The 18,973-nt window shown below is 63.4% G+C and carries 14 protein-coding genes; 6 read left to right on the plus strand and 8 right to left on the minus strand.

Going from position 1 to position 18,973, the window contains the following annotated elements; genetic code table 11:
• The 6 genes from IPP90_02300 to IPP90_02325 all read right to left on the minus strand — a co-directional run.
• Window positions 1-874 (minus strand): CHAT domain-containing protein (locus IPP90_02300; protein ID MBL0169547.1); only part of this gene is annotated, 874 nt, incomplete at its 3' end.
• Between the two features lie 31 nt (window positions 875-905).
• The gene (locus tag IPP90_02305) at window positions 906-2,360 is read right to left on the minus strand and encodes a hypothetical protein (GenBank protein ID MBL0169548.1); all 1,455 of its coding nucleotides are present in this window, start codon (window positions 2,358-2,360) and stop codon (window positions 906-908) included.
• A 195-nt stretch (window positions 2,361-2,555) separates the two neighbouring features.
• Complete coding sequence (locus IPP90_02310; GenBank protein ID MBL0169549.1) at window positions 2,556-3,143, minus strand: hypothetical protein; 588 nt, start codon at window positions 3,141-3,143, stop codon at window positions 2,556-2,558.
• Window positions 3,144-3,198: 55 nt separating this feature from the next.
• Complete coding sequence (locus IPP90_02315; protein MBL0169550.1) at window positions 3,199-3,471, minus strand: hypothetical protein; 273 nt, start codon at window positions 3,469-3,471, stop codon at window positions 3,199-3,201.
• Window positions 3,472-3,664: 193 nt separating this feature from the next.
• Window positions 3,665-5,035 carry a hypothetical protein gene (locus IPP90_02320; GenBank protein MBL0169551.1) on the minus strand — a complete coding sequence of 457 codons (1,371 nt, stop codon included), beginning with the start codon at window positions 5,033-5,035 and terminating at the stop codon, window positions 3,665-3,667.
• A gap of 239 nt (window positions 5,036-5,274) precedes the next feature.
• Window positions 5,275-6,450: a hypothetical protein gene (locus IPP90_02325; GenBank protein ID MBL0169552.1), complete on the minus strand. Its 1,176-nt coding sequence runs from the start codon at window positions 6,448-6,450 to the stop codon at window positions 5,275-5,277.
• Between the two features lie 382 nt (window positions 6,451-6,832).
• On the opposite strand from IPP90_02325, the gene IPP90_02330 reads away from it, so the two are divergent.
• The 4 genes from IPP90_02330 (at window position 6,833) to IPP90_02345 (ending at window position 13,377) form a co-directional block, all read left to right on the plus strand.
• Window positions 6,833-8,014: a hypothetical protein gene (locus tag IPP90_02330; GenBank protein ID MBL0169553.1), complete on the plus strand. Its 1,182-nt coding sequence runs from the start codon at window positions 6,833-6,835 to the stop codon at window positions 8,012-8,014.
• 170 nt (window positions 8,015-8,184) lie between these two features.
• Entirely contained in the window at window positions 8,185-10,278 is a 2,094-nt protein-coding gene (locus IPP90_02335) for a caspase family protein (GenBank protein MBL0169554.1), read from the plus strand.
• Between the two features lie 21 nt (window positions 10,279-10,299).
• Window positions 10,300-11,349, plus strand: a complete 1,050-nt coding sequence (locus tag IPP90_02340; protein ID MBL0169555.1) for a caspase family protein — start codon at window positions 10,300-10,302, stop codon at window positions 11,347-11,349.
• Window positions 11,350-11,397: 48 nt separating this feature from the next.
• Window positions 11,398-13,377, plus strand: a complete 1,980-nt coding sequence (locus IPP90_02345) for a hypothetical protein (protein ID MBL0169556.1) — start codon at window positions 11,398-11,400, stop codon at window positions 13,375-13,377.
• 39 nt (window positions 13,378-13,416) lie between these two features.
• Here IPP90_02345 and IPP90_02350 read toward each other — a convergent pair whose 3' ends face one another.
• Both IPP90_02350 and IPP90_02355 read right to left on the minus strand, forming a co-directional pair.
• Window positions 13,417-16,077 (minus strand): TonB-dependent receptor, encoded by a 2,661-nt coding sequence (locus IPP90_02350; GenBank protein ID MBL0169557.1) that lies wholly within the window; start codon window positions 16,075-16,077, stop codon window positions 13,417-13,419.
• A 5-nt stretch (window positions 16,078-16,082) separates the two neighbouring features.
• Window positions 16,083-16,796, minus strand: coding sequence for a FecR domain-containing protein (locus tag IPP90_02355; protein ID MBL0169558.1), 714 nt, complete (start codon window positions 16,794-16,796; stop codon window positions 16,083-16,085).
• A gap of 541 nt (window positions 16,797-17,337) precedes the next feature.
• Between IPP90_02355 and IPP90_02360 the strand changes: the two genes are divergently transcribed.
• Both IPP90_02360 and IPP90_02365 read left to right on the plus strand, forming a co-directional pair.
• Window positions 17,338-17,901 carry an RNA polymerase sigma-70 factor gene (locus IPP90_02360; protein ID MBL0169559.1) on the plus strand — a complete coding sequence of 188 codons (564 nt, stop codon included), beginning with the start codon at window positions 17,338-17,340 and terminating at the stop codon, window positions 17,899-17,901.
• Between the two features lie 134 nt (window positions 17,902-18,035).
• The gene (locus tag IPP90_02365) at window positions 18,036-18,944 is read left to right on the plus strand and encodes a hypothetical protein (protein MBL0169560.1); all 909 of its coding nucleotides are present in this window, start codon (window positions 18,036-18,038) and stop codon (window positions 18,942-18,944) included.
• The last annotated feature ends 29 nt before the right edge of the window (window positions 18,945-18,973 follow it).

Here is an 18,973-nt window from a genome sequence, read left to right on the forward strand (position 1 = left end):
GGCGTAGGATCGCCAGGATCTCGCGGACCGTCAGCAGTCCGTCGTTCTTTGCATCGGGTGACAACGCGATGAACGAGTTGCGTGCCAGCGCCTCGCTCGAATACGCATATCCGTGCGACGCTATGTGAATCACGCGCGCCATTGGCAACCGCTGCCGCACCATGCTCTCCGTGGCGGCCATCCCCTTCACCGCGGTGGTGGAAAGTCGTCGCGCAACATCCGCTCCTTCCGCCTCCGCACCTGGAAGCGATCCCAGTTGCACGCGCATTCCCGACGCGCTGGTCGCCTGCGGCATGGTCGGGTTGCTGACGATGAGCATGGACTGCGTCGTTGACAATGCTTGGTTTTCGGCCGCTACCAGCGTAGCGATGCTCGGTGCGTAGCGAATCGCCACCACGTCCGAGAGGACGCCGTCGCCGTTTTCATCCGGGAGAGCCGTGAAAGGCACGACAGCGATGGCGCCAGCCGGAATGATTACGACCTGGCGCCCTTTGGTAAACAGAGCGCTCACCGAATCCGGCAGCAGAAGCTGTCGCAAGCGGCGCCCCGCCGTACGCCAGTCCGCGTTGGCCGCGACGGCCGCTACACTGCCGCGCTCGAGCGCGTCACCCCGTGCCGCGAGCACCCGCGTGGCTTGGTCCACGCCCAGGAGCATGCGAAAGCCGCCGACGAGGAGTGCAAGCGAATCGGGACTGATGAAGATCGTCCGCACCTGCAGCGTACCGTTCTTTTCCATCGTCCACACGGCGATGGCGTCGTCGAAGATTTCATAGGACACCACCACGTCCGCCGTACGAAGCACCTGCGCGACCAACTCGCGGCCCTCGACTGCGAGATCGGCACCCGGTGACACGATACGACTCGAGTCAGTCATCAGGTCGAGCAGCGCCCGGGCGCGGCCGCGCTCACTCGCGGCCAGCGCTGCGAAAGACCGCGCGCTCGCCTAGCGTGGAACGAAGCTGCACCCACGAGTTCGTCCACATCTTGTACATCGTCGCGTCATTGTCACCGAAAGCCACCCGGAAGAAATCACTTCCAGCATTCCGTCCGATGCGAGAGTGAAGCGCGGTCGCCGTATCGGCGTACGCGGAAGATGCAGCAAAGTTGCCGACGGCGTAGTTCACCACCGCGTTGACCGCAATCACCTGATACAACATCTCCGGAGATAGTCCTGCCCGGGGTATGCCAGCCGCAGCTTGGCCGTGGAGCAACGCGGAGTCTCGTTGTTGTAGTCCCGCATGGGCAATCGCGAGCGCGAGCAACGCGTACGCCCGGCTTGTCGTGTTGGCCGCAGTGGTACGGGCGAGCGCGAGGCGTGCGTGTACCAGCGCGGAATCCGGTTGCAGCTTTGCAAAATTGATCCCGATCTCACTCTCCAACGCGGCCTCGGCTTCACTGTTGCGCAGGCGCTTCGCCAGCACCAGCGCCTCGCGCTCGTTCGCAACCGCCGAGTCGTACTGCTGCTTGCGTGTGAAGATGATGGCGCGACCGCGAAAAGAATTCATTAAGGCGGCAAACATCGATCGCGATCGCTGCATGTCGATGGCGAGCCCCGAATAGGTAAGCGCCGAATCGAGCAGGTTCAGTCTATGAAACAGCTGCGATAGCTCGGAGTGCACGGTGCTCAGGCCAACTGAGTCTTTGACGGCTCCGAATACTGTTTGGGCAACTCGGTAGTAGGCGAGCGCCGAATCAAGTCGCCCGGCCTTGCCGTGACCGCCCGCCAGGTATCGGTGCGCATGCGCGTATGCGACGGCGTCCTTTTGTGTTGCCGCGAGTTGGGCACCCTTCACGAGCAGCGCACGCGCCGAATCCGACTTCCCGGCGTTGCCCAGCATCACGCCGTATTTCAGCAGCACTTGGATCTGCTCACTTGGACCCAGGCGGGACTCCGTTAGTGACAGCGAGCGGCCGAGCAGCACGAGCGCGGAATCCCGTTGACCCATGTTGCCCAGTGTCGTGCCAAGTTCGGTGAGTGCGAGCGCCTCGCCGGAGGGATCATCGACACCGTGCGCGAGTGGAATAGCGCGCCGGACGTAGTGGACTGTGGAATCGAGCTGACCGAGAATTCGGTAGCCCATGCCAGTGAAGAGGAACGCACGTCCGGCGATAAGGCGGTCCAGCTCGGGACTGTTGGCGGCAGGAGGCGTTGAACCGCGCACGGCAATGAGCGTGAGCGCAGTGCGGGAGACCCGGATGGCCTCCTGCGCGCTGGCGATGGTTTCCCGGCCGATGGCTGCGTCGGCGTCGCGGAGCAGTGATTGGGCGCGGTCGCGCGGGGATTGTGCGGCGGCGGGCAGGGTCCAGAGCGCGAGGCCAAGCGAAATCGAGATCGCAGTTCCGAGATGGTCACGGCCCATACCACGGCCTTCGTTAGCGACGGCGAGGCATCTACCAATAGGGGCATACGAAGTGTTGGTCACGATCCGGACGCCTCCTGAGAGCTGTGTGTCCGTCACACGCAGATGGAGCAGTTCCTGTTACCCCGCAGTGTACGCGCATGGAGCTGGTGGCCGCGCGATAAGCGCTCCAATTACGGAGTCCGGACACGGCGCTCACGGAATCTTGTACAGGGCGATCTCCGAGATATAGAGAGGGACTCCCAAGGGGCCGAGCACCTTGCTGATGGCGGCATACGGATAGGCAGTGCTTGGAGTTGGAATCACCAAAACGCTTGCGTAGTCCCACCAACCGTGGCTAGGCGGCTGAGGGATCAACGAACGCCCCCCGAACAAAGTCTGAAATCGAGGCCACATAGTGACATGGCTTGCTTCGGCAGTTCCGAGCACGTGGCGTCCCCACGCACGGATATTGAGCACGTATGTGCCGACGTCCAAGTTGCGCATCAATACCACGATTTCCGGTTGAACGATCGACACCCGGTTCGTGAAACAGTCAGAAGGGCTGGAGGCCGCCGTCGGGGCGCCGTAAACGAGGTACTTCTGGCCGATATCCTGTAGAAGACTGCTCGAAACGGTTGAATACTGTTGCCCCATCGTGGTTGTGGGGTCTGGCGAGAACGAACAAACGCTCTCGACATCAACTGTCCAGGAATCGCGATTGGCGGGTGTATGAACGGCAGGTGCGATCCTCACGAGCCCCATTGCCGGACCCGTACTGCTTGGCGCGTATACAGTGTTCATGTTGTACAACGGGCCGCCGGTGTAATCACCGCGACTGGCGTGGTGGTCTGGTTATTCACGATCGCGAGTCGCGCGATGCCCGCGTCGCTGTCTTCCACTCGGTCCTCGAACGCGCCTCCATCGGCGGCTTTGAACCCAGCGCGCCGCGAATGGCGCCCGCCCGTCGCAGCGAGTCCAGCATTCGCATTCCCTCCGGGCGCCGCTCGATCTCAACCAGCAACTCCTCCACGTGCTTGCGTCGCGGTGCCGCAGTGCGCGGCGGCTCATCCGCCGGCCCAGTGGCCATGGCAGCCGACGGCGCGCTGCCCGTGGCTGGAGGCGATGCCATCGCCTTCGGCGGGCGCAACGTGTCGGGGCGGATCTTGAGCTGCTGCAACAACTGCCTGCGCCGTTGCCCGGGGCGGCGGTGGCGTCTTCGGCGGACCTTGATCAACCTGCGTCTGCGTAAGCATCGAGGAAACGAGCATTGCGAAGATCATATGGTGACCTCTCGGATTGGTGTGATACTTTTGATCTGTGGGCTACGGCCAACCGCGCTTCGGCAGCGGCGTAGTTCCTCCGATCGGAAGTCCTTTAGCGCCAGGAGCGATCAGTGAGATGTCGAAGTCCGTACGCAATTCGTCTCCCAGACACATGGCTCGGTAGTCCGTGCAGACATTTGAGAAGCGCGACCGCGCATCAGCGCGCGCTCGGTCACGCAAGGTGACCACGGTTGAGCGGTCAGCATAGCTACAATCAGCTCCCGTGCCGTCTTCTCCCGCGTGTCGTAGTCCGGTAGCTAGTGAGCAGAGAGTATTCTGATAACTCTTGAAGGCGCTTCCGCTCATCAGGGCGGTCACCACAGCGATAGTGCTTGCGGCGTCGCAGGAGGAAGACGTCGACTCCGGACTCGGGGTGACGATGTTTGGATTGGCCTTGGTGCGAATCTCCTGTCTGCACTCCCACGTCATGCCCTTCTGCTTGAGACCACTGATCTGCGCCGCCGCAATGCCGCCACGATTGCAGCCGTCGCCGCCGCTGGAGCACGACTGACCGTCGATGCAGTATCCCCTTCCGCCAGTGACCGCGTTGCCGGTGTATGGACCAACGAAAATCTGTTCGTCCGATGCACCAAACAACTTGGCGACGGAATACATGATCTTTCCTGACCAATACTTCACCTCAGAACTCGCGCTTCGCGACGCTCGAACTGTCTTGGTTGTCTCCGTACCAGCCGCAGGATCGGTTGCCTTCGTAGTTACCGTGGTTGTGGACCCATCCGCACTATTCGTGACAGCAACCGTCGTGCTGTTTCCTGTGGCAGTATACGTCTCCGCACCCGGATCACCCGTCTCCATCATCCCCGTTCCGGGATTCCCGCCTTGGCCACGCGTCGCCATGCACTGCGCGAACGACTGGTAGCCCGCACTCCACGCCGCGACCGCATCGCTACCTTCCGAGTGCAGCCCATCGAGCGCCGTCTTGAGCGACTCGCGCGCCGCTGATGCCGCTGTCGACAGGTTCGCGCCGCTGCAGGTTGCGCCAAGCGTGCGCGCACCGGAAATGCTGGTCTGCACACTGACCCTGAACTGGCTCGGTCCTACGTCTCCCACTCCGCCAAACGAGCCACAGCCGAGGTCGATACCGCCCCCAATCACTGACGTCAGATATTCACTAGACGTGGGATTGATGCGCGAACCGAGCTGCTGAGCCCGATCAATGAAGAGGTCGGCAAACGCCACGCCCGTGCTAATGGCGAGATCGTTTGACACATAGGCCACCTGCCAGAGCGGGTAGCACACCAAGCGGCCGTCCGACGTGCGCGCGAGGCAGGCGAGTACGGTCTTGCTACCCTTCTTCAAGGCCGTCAGCACCATCCGCCGTGCGGTGGTGTCCTGAACGACCCGTGTCACTGGAGCCAGCTCAGAAACATTTCGTGTCGGAGCCGAAGCGAGCGCGAGGACAAGGAGCATACCGACCATGAGAACCACCTCCGATCAGGTTGAGACTTCCATCGCGGTTCCACCTGACAATGCGGCCATTTGACAGTGTGTCAAGCGACTTCCAATCAACCTCTGCTGTAATGATATCCGACATAAGTACTCATAGATCCCATTCACGCTGAGGCACTGCACAGAGGACTGCCCTCGCTTCACGCAGCGATCAGTGCGCGCGTAAGGTCAACCATCCGCGCATACGAGGTTACCTGCAAATCGAGCAACGCGAGCGCCAGCGCATCTTCGGCTGGGCTCACGGGGGCATTCAACGTGCTTGGCACGACGACAGCGCTGTCCATCTTTTCCGAGAGCGCATCGCCGCCATCGACCCGATCGTCAGTCGTCGTCAGGCCGGCCCACGCAGGAATTGAGAACGCATGAGCAAACGGATGTCGGCCCGTCAGCGCTTGATAGTACAGCACGCCAATGGCGAGCAGATCCGCGGGGTGAGGTTCGCCCGCCGTTGTCACTTCGTCGGCGAGGAATCGACCGCGCGTTCGCGACATCGCGCGGCCGATCACGTTGGTGCCGGCGCGAAATGGACGAGCTTGGTCCGACAACGTCATGCTGCGTACGAATCCCTCCCAGTGTTCGCGCAGTGTCAGTCCCGCCGACAGCGAACAATGCGGCAAATAGTACGGAGGCAGAACTGGGTAGACCTCGGGTGTGGTGACGAACGTAAGCGCGTCGGCGCCTTCGCTCGCGCCTGCGCGCCCGCGCTGGCGAAGTACGCGCGCACCGGGGTCGATCAGCGCTACGCTCGTCTGGTCCGGCGCAACGATAAGGTTCGAGCCATGCAGATCGCCGTGCAGCGTGTCGGCGAGCAGGCGCCACAACATTGGTAACAAGCGTGGGATCAGCGCGCGTTGGTTGTTCGGCGTGAGTGCGTCCAGTTGCACCCCGTGCTGCCAACTCGTCACCAACGCCGGAATCGATCCGTACCGCGCAATCTGCTGGTGGCGAAACGACACGAATCCTGCATGCCAGCGCGCACCGTATGCCTCGAGCTGCTGAGCCTCGCTGCGCAGCAGTTCTTCACTACTCACCGGCGTCGGCCACGCCGCGGATTGATCCGCTGCTGCCGCGAGTGCCCGCTCACCCGCAGTGCAGGTCACGTTCCAGACGGTCGAAACGCCGCCAAGAGTTCGTGATGCGACAAACGCTCCGTCGTCCGACCTCGGACTCGCCAAGGGCACCTTGAGAGCGAACAACTGGCCTGCCGCGTTGAGAAGGTACACATCGAAGTACCTCCCCGCGTGCACACGTCCAGCAACCACCGCCACGCCCGCGTGGCCGAGATCCCAGATCCCCCAGATTTCATCTGTGTTCATGTGCATACGTCCGTGACCCGTATTCATTGGGTAGGCCTTCACGATCATTCGTCCTTGTTCTCGCGTACCCGTTCATCCGGCTCCGAGGTCCGGTTCAGAGTCCGTGTTTTCGGTTAGCACTGGATTAGCAGTGTCCTACGAATCGGTGACGGAACGATTACGGTCACCCCTTCCACCTTGCGCACCCCATTGAATGAGGCCCAAGTTCTGCTCAACGTGGTGGCATCAGCTGACCCAGGAGAACTCAATGGTATGCCTCCGTAGTGCGGTCGCCGGACTTCTGATTGCACCTGCCTGCCTGATCTTCCCGCGCGAGTCGGCGGCGCAAGAACCAAAGCCTGCGACGCGGATGGCGGTGGGATCAAGGTCGGCGTATCGTATCGTGACTGATGCCCTTAGCGGCAGTGTGGAAGTGCGGGGACCCACCGGCACGCTCACTCAGTCGTGGAGCGCCGCCGCGCGCAACGTGGGTCGAGCGCCTCTGGTCACGATACCGGTGGGAAGCCCGGTTGACGTGGAAGTCGTGAACGCGAATCCGCTGCTGTATCGGTACGATGTGCAAACCACAGTGGTGGCGCGCAAACCATTGCCCTCCTGCAATTCGTTGGGCAGCCGACTGGCCGCTACCGGATTTCTCACCAGCTTTGCCGGCATTGCGTCCATAGCACAGCCCGTGCTCGGCCAAAGTATGGGACAGCTCTTTCAGGTACCACCCGCAATCGTGGAAGCGGCTACGCGCGGCGATGCGCTCATCACGGCGGGAGCCGCCGAGGCCGTCCTCACCGCCCACCGGAACGGCGTAGAGCGATACGTCGGCTTTCTCAATTCCGTGCGCAAGCTGTCCACCACGCTCGACGATTCATTGGCGGTCATCGCGGAACTAGGCGAATCACAGCCGACCGATTCGTTGCTCGACGGTCTCGTGCGATCACTTGAACGCACATACACGGGACTCAGCCAATCGGCGCGCGTTCCGCTGACGATTCGGCGGGAACAGGACGAGGCTCGCCCACATCTGAGTGCACTTGCCGGCGTGGCGAAGGGAATCGCGCGTGGCAACTACGAGGGGGACGCGGCCACGGGAGCGGCGGCGGAGGTCAGTCGACTCACCGCGACGGTAAGCGCTGCCCAGGACAACCTCACCACGTCGTATCGAACGCTGCAAGCCCTGCTGCTGCGCATTGAGAACGCCAAGGTGCGAACGCGGCAAGTGTTCAGCTTCGATGCCAGCACCGACATTCGCCGGCTGACGCTGGATGTACAGCCGACGGCGGAGTTTCCGGAGGTGTTCCGAGGCCGCGTCGGGAGACAGGATCTGTACGCCGAACCATCGGTGTCGCTGCTCTGCCAGATTTCCGTCGGCGTGGGATTTGTGAATCAACCACCCGAATACGTCATCGGCAACGGCGTGATCGACAACCGGCAAACTGACCAGCGGTTCGCTGTGGCGGTCATGCTGCACGTTGCGCAGCAGAAATTTCCCATCCTCGGCGGCCTGGTCGGTTTCGGGTTTGGCCTCGGGGGCGCCAGATCTCTATGCCGGTGGCAGCCTTCGCGTGCTTGACCCGATGATGATCAACATCGGCGTGGCGTGGCAGCGATCGCAGACACTCCCAGCGGGTTTTGTCGAAGGACAACCGCCGCCAAGCCCGGAACGCATGTCTGACCTACCCAAACGGTATCGTCCATCGCTCTTCTGGGGCGTAAGCATCGCTCGTTGACTCGGAGTCACGCATGCAGCAACGCTCGCTCGTCCTCGCGGTATTCAGGGCCCTGCTGCTCACCACGGTGGCCGCGGTCGGTCGTGCCCAGGGAGGCAGACTTCCGCCTAAGCGCGCTCTCATCATCGCCATCGGGGATTACCCAGTCGAGCAAGGTTATGCAAAGATCCACGTGTCGCGTGACGTGGAGTTGATGCGCGCGACGCTCGTCGCACAGGGCTTCGATTCGTCGTCGGTGCGAGTCATCGAGAATGCCGCTGCCACGCGGGAAGGTATCCTCGGCGCACTCGATCAACTGATCGCCAGCGCCGCGGTGAGTGCCGCCGTGGTCGTTCATTATTCGGGGCATGGTCATCGTATTAGTGATGACAATGGCGATGAACTCGATGGCTATGACGAGGTCCTGGTTCCGTATGGTGCGCCCGCCTCGGTTCGGGCCGCCGGGTATCGTGGAGAACGTCACATCCGCGACGAGGAATTCGGCGCGCGACTCGATCTGCTTCGTAAGAAGATTGGACGGACCGGTTCTCTGACTGTACTCATCGACGCTTGCTTTTCGGGATCCGGCACGCGCGGCGCACCTGAGGACGCTGCCGTTCGGGGCGTCTCACAGCCGATCATTGTGGCCGGAGCGCGGGCGGTGTCTTCGGTTGGCCTCGACGAGGGAAGCGGACTGATCGACCGCTCGCCGCTGGCTCGCGGGGACGATGGGGGCGCGCTGGCCGCTAGCGGAATGGCGCCCATGGTTGTGATCTCGGCATCGCGCCACGACCAAGTCGCGCGCGAAGCGTACGACGAACAGCGGACTCCTGTCGGTTCCCTCTCGCTCGCTATTAGTCGCTTGCTACCGCGTCTGGAACCGGGCGCAACGTACCGCGACCTGTTCGATCGTGTCGGGATCGCGATGGCCGGGATGAATCTCGGCGATCAGAGTCCACAGCTTGAGGGCGTCGTCGATGCGCAGGTGTTCAGCGGTCCGGATCGTCGCGCAGCAGTCTTTCTGCGCGTGGTGGCGACCGCATCGGATTCCGCCGTTGAAGTTTCCGGAGGGGGCCTGTTTGGATTGCTGCCGGGGACTCACGTCACGTTCCACAAGCGCGGTACCTCCGATCCCACCGCGAGTACGCCACTCACGTCCGGGATAGTGAGCACGTCTTCCGAGAACCGCGCAGTAGTCGTGCTGCAGGCGAAAACGGAACCCGCCGTGCTCCGAGATAGCTGGGTGTTCGTCACAGCCTATGCCTACGGTGACTTGCGAGTCCGCGTCGCGGTCGATGAGGCACTGAACACCACGATGGCCTCCAGGATTCGAGAGGCACTGCGTCCGATCTCCATTGTCGAGATGGTGCGTGTCAAGCCCGACCTGCGAATCGCTGCGACGCCGACCGGTCGCGGCGGAGCGCAGGTCGCTCTCTTCGATGCGCTGGGAACCATTCGATTGACGGCTCCGCTCACCACTTCGTCTCCGGCATTCTCAGACCAGCTGCGCCTGGCTGTGCATGGCGTTGCGCGCGCGGATTACCTTCGCCGGCTCACACTGAGCAGTCCACGCCTGCGAGTGCGCATGGACCTCGTGCGCACCCAACCTCGACTCACCTGGTCGGGCACCAGCGCCAGCTGTTCGGGTGCTGCGCCTGCGCCATTGCCAAGTGTGCCGACGACCGAAGGCGTGCGATTGTCGCCCGGCGATGAATACACGTTGCGGTTGATCAACGACGGGCCGGAGCCCGCCTATATAGTGGTGCTTGATCTGCAGCCCGACGGCCGCGTCTCCCAGATATTTCCGCTTCCACAGTCGTCAGGCAGTGACAATATGCTTCTGGCGGGAAAGAGCTTTCTGATTCCGGATATCTGCTACTACGCGGAGGAACCGTACGGCCCGGAACTGCTCAAGCTGTTCGCGACCAGAGAACGCATTGACTTCTCGCCGGTGTTGTCCGGGGCAACGAGTGCCACGCGCAGCGCCGCCTCACCACTGGAGCAGCTGTTCAGCGATGTCTACGCAGGAACTCGCGGGGCTGCCGTCGCGCCGGTTGGTGAGGCAACAACCTACGGGGTGACCATCAGTGTTGTTCCGCGCCGGCCGGCGCGCCGCCCGGGAGGCTGAATGACTGCACGCGTTCGTACTATGGCAAGGCTGCTGCTGGTGCTGACCTTCACGACGGCGGTCGGCCTGCCCGCGCAGACCGTATCGAGGGGACCTTCGCACGCACCCAAGCGTTATGCAGTCCTGCTCGGGATCAATGAATACCCGGCTGGAGTGCCAACGCTCAAGGGGTCGCCACTCAACGACGTCGAGTTGATGCGTGATTTGCTCGTCAAGCGACTCGGGTTTCCGGTGACAAACATCATTACCCTGATGGATCGACAGGTCACGCGCACCAATGTGATCGCCACGATTCGTCAACACCTCGGTCAAGCGGGAGTGAATGATGTGGCGTTGCTGTACTACTCCGGTCACGGCATCCAAGTCAACGACTCATTGAAGCCCAGATCAGATGGCGCCACCGAGCCTGATAGTCTCGACGAAGCGCTCCTCTTGTGGGACAGCGACGAGGCACGCGCAACATACCTGTTGGACGATGAATTGGGTTTGCTGCTCGACGAGTTGCCTGCGCGAAGAACGATTGCGATCATCGACGCCTGTCACTCGGGATCAGCGACCCGGGCGAGCGGGGATGACGAGGTGTTCTGGTCCACGCTCGGCAAGGGTGCGGCCCCGCGGCTTCCCGAACGCATCGACGATGCGCGGGCCGCATTCCTGCCGAGGCGGGTGCTGCTGGCCGATACGCGCAACGTCATTGTCGCACCGGAAACTCTTCTGACCACGGGCGCCAGCGTTCCGCAACGCGGGCACTTGCTGCTCTCGGCGGCCCTCGACGGCGAGGTGGCGCTCGGCGGACCCATAACGATGCCGGATGGAACGCGTAGACCCCTCGGCCTGTTTACCACGGCCCTCAATCTGGCCATTCAGGCGTCCAATCAGCGAACGACGATGCAGGAGATCATTGTAGCCGTTCGGCGCGCAGTGTCACCTGTCGCGCGTCGGATACAAGGTGCGCCACAGACGCCCGGCGCGACCGGCGCGTGGACGATGGAGACACTTCACCAAGTGCTCGAAATTCCAGCGCCACCTCGTATTCGCCGCCCTGGTGGACGCCGAGTGCGTAGAGTATAGCGAGTCGAAACATCTGAACGACCACGATCATCAACGGAGGTCACCATGTTGGACACCATTCTGCTACGCGCGTCATGCCGCGTTGGCCTCTTTCTCGCCTTGTCGGCCGGGTCTGCAGGAGTCATTCTCGCGCAATCAGGCGTGGATCTTGCCCCGGCGCGTGTGATCGTGCCGGTCTCCGCAATGGTGGGCGATTCGATTGTCGTGAGCGTGGTAACAAAGAACTCCGGAACGATAGCGTTGTCGACAGCGTGGTCCATTCGCGTCGTGCTCTCGACCGACAGCCTGATCACTGCCGCGGATCCCGTATTGCGGGAGATTCCAGTATCCCGGATCGTCCGAGTCTCTGCTCGCGATTCCGCAGTGATCACAGTTCGCATCCCGGTGGCCACCGCACCGGGCACCTATTTCATCGGCGCCGTGGCGGATCCCACGAACGTGGTCGCCGAACTCAATGAGCGTAACAACTTGCGGTGGGCAGAGAACACGACACTGGTCGCTTCTCGCTTTGACTTAGCGGTGACCGCGATCGACAAGCCGGCAGCTGTGCAAATCGGTACCGCCATGGCGCTAGGCATTCGCATCACCAATCTCGGAACAGCTCAAACACCTCCCGGTTGGGTTGGTCGAGTTTACCTCTCCACGGATCGTGCATTTTCCTCCGATGATCACTACCTCGGCGACTTCGTCTTCCAGCAGGCGCTCGGTGCGTCGGCAACATCGACAGTGAGCTTGAGCTACCAGGCTGCCAAGCTCGGTGATTTCTACCTCGTGGCCATTGTCGACGGCGCAAACGAGGTTGGGGAAAGTGCGGAAGGGAATAACGTCGCTGCGTCGACCAGCCTGATCCACTTCTGGGAGGCATACATTGACCTCACGGCGGCGTTCGCGAGCGTACCGTCAACGGTGTTCAGCGCGCCGGCCTCGGGCGAAACGTTTCCGATCGTGCTTGAACTGCGCAATCTTGGCACTCTAAAGGCATCACCGGCAAATTGGACGACACAAGTATTCCTCTCGGACAACTCCACGATTGACGGCTTTTTGGAGACGACGAAGGATGTGCTCCTCACATCTCACACCGAGGCCAGCGAGATCCCGGCGGGAGGCTCGGTGACCCGGACACTGAACGTGACGCTACCCCCCGGCCTCACCCCCTCCGGGACGCTCCAACCATCTGGTACCCGCACGTTCTGGTATCTCGGTCTCAAGGTCGATGCAACCAGCCTCGTATCGGAGGCCAGGGATCCGGTCACCGGCAACAACAACACACTCGCCTGGGGTTTGCAGGTGACTGCCGCTCCGGACCTCGAGGTGATTTCGGCAACGGTGGCACCGCGCTCGGGATCGTCCGCCCCGATCATCGCGACCATACGTAACAATGGACCTGGCGCGGCGCCGTCCGGTTGGTCGAGCGTGACCACCATCAGTGGTCCGAATGCGTCTCGCGTTCCGGGCGCCATTGTTCGCACGATCGGCCCTTCGCCGACCCGGTTCGACCAGCGACTCCCCGGGGGCACCACCACGACGCTCGCCGCCGCCTCGCTGCCCAGTGACGCGGCACCTGGCGCCTACACGCTTGTCATTGCACTCAATTCGACGCCACAGATGTTCTCCGAGGAATTCCCGACAGCGACCCTTCGCCTCGAAAACAACACCCGTCAGCTAACGGTTCAGCTCTCCACGCAGTGGGACATCATGGTGGATTCACTAGCGGCCACTTCTGACGGCCACTGGTTTGCGTACCTTAAGAACGTCGGCGGAGGAACGGTGCCTGGGAACTGGCAAGTCAACCTCTTTGCCAGTGGGACGCCGGCCGACGCGTCGACCTGGCGCACCGTCGGTTCAGCGACGATGGTGGATCCGCTCGTCGCGGGGATTGAATGCGCGCTGCTGCTGGATTCCCGGATCAACATGACGACCGTTCGCAACGATGACTTCCTCATTGCCGTGATCGACGTGACAGACGTGATCCCGGAAACCAACGAGCAAAACAATCGAGGTGTATCAACGAAGCCGCTCAAACCGTAACCCAGTATTTCAGCTGATGCGGGTCTACTACCTACTGTGTTAATACCCTGCTCGGAACCCGAGCGTCAGCGTGCGCCCGGCTGTGACGGTCGCGTTGTCCGGCGCGCCGCGTTGCACGTTGAGCAGGTTGTCGCCCCCAAGCAGCACGGACCACTCGCGCACCAGACGATAGCTGATATTCCCGCGCAGTCGCGTCACGCCGCCATAGTTCAACCAGAAGCTCCGCAGCTGCCGGCCGTTCAACGGCTGCTCGCGGCTGGTATCCGACAACGCCGCGCCAACACCCACGCGGTCGTAGCCAATCCAGTCTTCGGCGCGTGTCATCATGGCGCTGGCGCTCCAACGCGACGCCACCCAGGTCGCACTGAGACTGTACGTGCGCGCTGGCACGTCCAGCATGCGGTCGCCCACGCGCAGGTCACCGCCGTACAAGCGGGCCAACTGATCGACCCGACTGTCCACCACGGTCATGGATCCCGCCAGCATCAGCCGATTGACAGTGGAACGCGCCTGCAGTTCCCAACCGCGATTCGTGATCGCCCCGATATTCTCCAGCGTATACGACATCCGCCGCACCAACGCCCCGTTGGCCGTGGCGTAGGTGGAGGTGCCGGCAACGGGCTGAATGAGTCCCGATGCGCGCTGATCGAAGCGCGTCACGTGCAGTGACAGCGCGCGGCTGAACAGCGCATCGATACCCGCCTCGATGCCGGTTTGTGATTCCGGCTGCAGCGAGGTGGCGCTGGCATTCACCACGCGCCCCATCCATGTCGCTCCGCGCGCAATGCTGGACGCGGGTCGAATGCCGGTACCGTACGCGGAGCGCAGCTTGACGACCACGCCGTTGACGTCGCCAACATACGCGACGCCAAGCATCGGCAGCAGCGCGTTCTGCGGCGTGTCAGTAAATCCGACCGTCCGTTCCGCACGACCGCCCGCCACCAGGTAGAGCTGGTCTCGCCAGGCCAGATTCGCCTGTGCCGTGAGTCCGCCACTGTTACCCCACCGGGTCACCAACGCCTGCGGCGTGGCGCCGCGCGCAAAGGCCTGCGCCGAGGAACCAAAACCGAGATTGACGCGAGCCACTTGTGTCAGTCCCTCGCCGTCGATCAACTCGCGCGTGAAGGCCTGCTCTCCGGCAAAGGTGAGCGCCAGCATCGTGCGCGGCGACAAGTCGTAGCGACCCACGGCGCGCAGCCGCAGCGTGCCACGGTCGGCACCGCCTTGTCCGTCCACCAATGCACTGCCAAAGGTTGACGGCATTGGCAGCCCCGCCGTCGACAACCCCTGCATGCGATAGCCGTCGATACCGACAATGACGGTGTTCGTCCAACGGAGCGATGGCATCATCGTTGCCGTGCCACCAAGCGTGTACTGGGTCATGTCCTGTCCCGTCGCGCTGTCGCCCGCCACGCCGGTCGAGTCAATCGCCGGCCGACGGACGGCCACGGAGTCTGACGGCCCCGGCGGTCGAGCGACGACGCTGTTGGCGCGCGCGGTCGTCTCGAACGACGGTGCCGCGCCGCCGAACACGAATCCCGTACTGGCGTTCGCTTTTTGCAGCGACAGGCGCCCCGTGCCCGTGAGCACCGCGCGCGATAGCACAAAGCGTACATCGCCATCGGCCAGTACGCGACGTTCCGACGCGCCTGGCAGATACGCACCAACGGTGCCGACATTGAGGCCCAGACCGAATGTGCGACGACTGCCGCCGCCACGCAGCGCGATGGCGTGCTCCTGCACGAATGCATCTCTCGGCGCGTAGTCGGTGGCGGCAACACCCGCCACACTGCTCAGCTGGATGGACGTGTTGCCGGAAGCCGTGCCATCGTGCCGCGTGAGGATGTTCACGACACCGCTGATGGCATCGGCGCCGTACAGCGCCGCACCCTGCGGACCACGAATGACTTCCACGCGCTCGACACGGGCCGGATCGAGTTGCGTGACCAACAGCGGATTCGCCACTTCAATGCCGTCCAGATACACCTTGGGCGCGCTGGTGCCAAACGAACTGGCCCCGCGAATGCTGCCGTAGCGGGCGGACAACGTGCCGGCGGTGCTGCTCCAGGTCCAGACGCCTGGCACCGCCAGATCGAGTGCCTCGCCCAGCGACGTCGCGCGCTGACGCGCCAACGTGGCCCCGTCGATGACCTCAAGCGCAAACGGTGACCCGCGTTGCGGCGCGCCATCGGGGGTTCCCGTCACCACCACACGATCCAGCACACTGGCTCGTCGAATGAGCGGCGCAATGGAGAGGCCTGATGCCACCGGCCGCGACGGCGCGAGCACGACCTGCGTACTGCCCACCACGATGGCCCGCAACGTGGTGCCCGCCAGCAGCGTCTCGAGTACGGCACCTACGGGCACGCGGTCGAGGGTCAGGCACACGCGACGGCCAGGCGGCAGCAATTCGTTGCTGTACGACAGCTCGACCTTGGACAGCCCAGCGACGCGATCGAGCGCATCGCGCAGTGCGGCATCCGGCATGCGTACGCTGACAATCCGATCCAACGGCGCCGCCCACTGTGACGAGCGATCGGTCACGGTGACACGCGAGGCACAGACGGGTTCGTCGATGGCGACGAGTCCGACGCCGGTTCGCGGCGCGTTGGAGAGCGCTCGCGCTGACGCGGCGGGCGCGATCGAGAATCCGAGCGCGCCCGCGACAATCCACCGTCGCATCCCGTGTCGTGACTGCATGCGCCTCAGGGTATCGTGCCGCGTCCCACCGAACGAAGGATGACGGTATCACCACGCTGCTCGGCGTCGGCACCAAGCAGTGCGGCAATCGTGCTCACCACGCGCGCCGAGTCCTGCTGAACCGGCATCGTCACGGTGAGACGCAACAACGCCGAGTCCGCGACCAGCATATTGATGCCATACCACCGCTTCAAATCCGCCTGCACTTCGGACAACGGCGCATCCCGGTAGGTCAGTTGACCGCGGGTCCACGCCATTTCGTCTTCCGTCACTGTACCGCGAGTGACCGCCACGGTTCCGGCACTCACGACGCCGCGGTCTCCGGCCCGCAACTCGACGGCCGGCCTCGCCGACGGCGACGATTCGCGCACGGCCACGATGCCGTGGGTGACAGACACTGAAACGCCACCCCTGGCGTCGGTCTTCACCACAAAACTGGTGCCGATGTCGCGGATTTCTGCATCCCGGGCGCGCACGGTGAACGGATGCGCATCATCGTGCTTGACATCGAAGTAGGCTGCCCCATCGAGCACCACGGATCGGTCACCGTCGGCATACCCGACCGCAACCGTCAGACGGCTTCCCGGCGCCAGCACGATCCGACTGCCGTCCGGCAACGTGAGCGAGTCGCGTTGACCGACTTGTGTGGCCAGCACCTGCGCCTGCTGCACCACCGCGCCGGCACTCCGCCAGGCGCGAAGCCCGACAAACGCCACCATCACAGCGGCGGCCGCAAAGGTGACGCGCCTCCACGAGCCCTTCGAAACGCCGTTGGCTCCCCAACCCCGCGTCGCGCGAGAACCGTCAGGCGCCCCGCCGCGAACCACCGACAGAGGCGCGGACTCGGACCGTCGAGCCCGGACCATCCTCAGCGCGGCTTCAACATCGATAGGCCGATCCATGCCGGCTTCCGCGCGATCACTGTGGGCCTTAACAGTGCGGACCAACGCGGCGTCAACAGGATGTGAGGCCAACCAGGCCTCCATGGTCTCTTCCTCGGCTGGGTCACTTTCCCCCGCCACAAGGCGAGCGAGAGCATCCCAGTCGGGCTCTTGAGCGTTCGTATCCGGCTGACGGGAATCGTCGTGCATGTCCAGTGAACACGGAAAGGAGGCGGCACCCTACCCCCACGCGAAATCGGGGCGGTCTGCTATAGTATACCCGGATGCCGCTCCCTCCGTGCTCCCCCACGGGGAGACGTCTTCCGCCGTGCCGTGGAGGCTTGCTTCGCGGTTTTCCCTGGCCTTTCCAGCGCTCGACGTGACCGATAGCCCGAATGACCGCGATCTGCTCGCACGTCTGCGCGAAGGCGACCATCAGGCGTTCGAGTCGATATTTCGGCAGTGGTATGAGCCGGTTGTCCGATCCGCCAGTCGGGTGTTGCGCGACGTCGGTGTCGCCGAGGAACTGTCGCAGGATGTGTTTCTGGAACTGTGGCGTCGTCGGGAATCGCTGGCCCCCGACAGCAGTGTCGCGGGCTACTTGATGCAAGCGGTTCGCAATCGCGCGCTCAATCATTTGCGACATCTGGCCGTCCAGAAGAAGAGTGTGGTGTACGTCGAGGCGATGAGCGAACCGACCGAGGCGGCGGATGCGCAGGTGCAGGCCACCGAATTGCAGTCGGCCCTCACGCAGGCCATCGCGGAGCTGCCGCCACGCACCCGGGAAGTGTTCGTCATGAGTCGCGAGCGCGGACTGCGCTACAGCGAGATCGCCGATGCACTCGGCGTATCCGTGAAAGCGGTGGAGGCGAACATGAGTCGCGCGCTGCGTATCCTGCGCGATCGACTGGCGGCGTTTCTGCCGGAGCATTCCGCCGAGTAACAGTGTGCACCGGTGCGGTGAGACCGCCGTCCGGGCATAGGGTGCCGCCATGTTCGTGTGTTGATGTCACGAACGCCGGATGCAATGCCACGACTCGCGCGGCCACTCGCACCGACGGCACCGAGGAACCATTCATGTCCCGTATGCGACCAATCGCCATCGCGCTGACCATGACGCTTGTTGGTTTGGCAGCGTGCAATGATTCGACGAGCCCGCAGATGCTCTCGCTGGGCAGCGCGTTCAACACGGCCCCGGCCGGATTCAACGAAGTGTCCAGTAGCGTGGCGGGCGGCGATGCCTCCGCCGGATTGCCCTGGCAGCCCGAGCGCGGCCGCGGTGGCCCCATGGGCGGACCGGGCATGGGCGGCTTCATGGGCGGCAACATGGATGTGAATTTCCTTGGTGGTGTGGCCGCCGGACGCGGACCCGATCGCGGTCCATTCGCGACCGGCGACGCCGGCAACTGCACGTTCTCGGCGGCCACCGGTGACGTGACCTGCGCACCAGTCATTCGCGGCGGTCTCACCATCACGCGCATCCTGACGTTCAAGACGGCCAATGGCACGGCGCAGGCGACGCACGACAGCACCACCAATTCAGTGCGCACACGCATGACAGCCAATGGCACGGTGCAACGCCGTGACAGCGTGACGGCGACCGTGCAGAACAGCTCGGACCGCACGGTCACCGGACTCGCCGTCGGCAGCACGCTGCGTACGGTCAACGGGACGGCTCAAGGGTCGGAGAGTGCCACTGGCAAAACCCGTGACGGCAAGGCGTTTTCGGCGCAACGCACGATGGGCGACACCACGACCGGTCTGACCATTCCCGTGGAGAACGGCCGACCGACGTACCCGACCGCCGGCACGGTCATTCGCTCAATGAAAGTGGTGATGACCGTGGACGGCACGACACATACCTCGCTGCGCCGGGAGGTGATCACCTACAATGGCACCGCCACCGCGTCGCTCGTCATCACGCACGACGGAACGACCAAGACGTGCGCGTTGCCGTTGCCGATGGGCCGCCCGACCTGTCAGTAAGGAGTGCAGGACCACCGCGGAGGGGCGGT

Source organism: Gemmatimonadaceae bacterium (assembly GCA_016720905.1).
Taxonomy (GTDB): Bacteria; Gemmatimonadota; Gemmatimonadetes; order Gemmatimonadales; family Gemmatimonadaceae; genus Gemmatimonas.

Bases quoted from the DNA above. Each gene is read 5' to 3' on its own strand.
- IPP90_02335 (MBL0169554.1), top strand. From the start codon at position 8,185: ATGCAGCAACGCTCGCTCGTCCTCGCGGTATTCAGGGCCCTGCTGCTC.
- IPP90_02325 (MBL0169552.1), bottom strand. From the start codon at position 6,450: ATGAACACAGATGAAATCTGGGGGATCTGGGATCTCGGCCACGCGGGC.
- IPP90_02340 (MBL0169555.1), top strand. From the start codon at position 10,300: ATGGCAAGGCTGCTGCTGGTGCTGACCTTCACGACGGCGGTCGGCCTG.
- IPP90_02310 (MBL0169549.1), bottom strand. From the start codon at position 3,143: ATGAACACTGTATACGCGCCAAGCAGTACGGGTCCGGCAATGGGGCTC.
- IPP90_02315 (MBL0169550.1), bottom strand. From the start codon at position 3,471: ATGGCATCGCCTCCAGCCACGGGCAGCGCGCCGTCGGCTGCCATGGCC.
- IPP90_02305 (MBL0169548.1), bottom strand. From the start codon at position 2,360: ATGGGCCGTGACCATCTCGGAACTGCGATCTCGATTTCGCTTGGCCTC.
- IPP90_02350 (MBL0169557.1), bottom strand. From the start codon at position 16,077: ATGCAGTCACGACACGGGATGCGACGGTGGATTGTCGCGGGCGCGCTC.
- IPP90_02365 (MBL0169560.1), top strand. From the start codon at position 18,036: ATGTCCCGTATGCGACCAATCGCCATCGCGCTGACCATGACGCTTGTT.
- IPP90_02355 (MBL0169558.1), bottom strand. From the start codon at position 16,796: ATGGTGGCGTTTGTCGGGCTTCGCGCCTGGCGGAGTGCCGGCGCGGTG.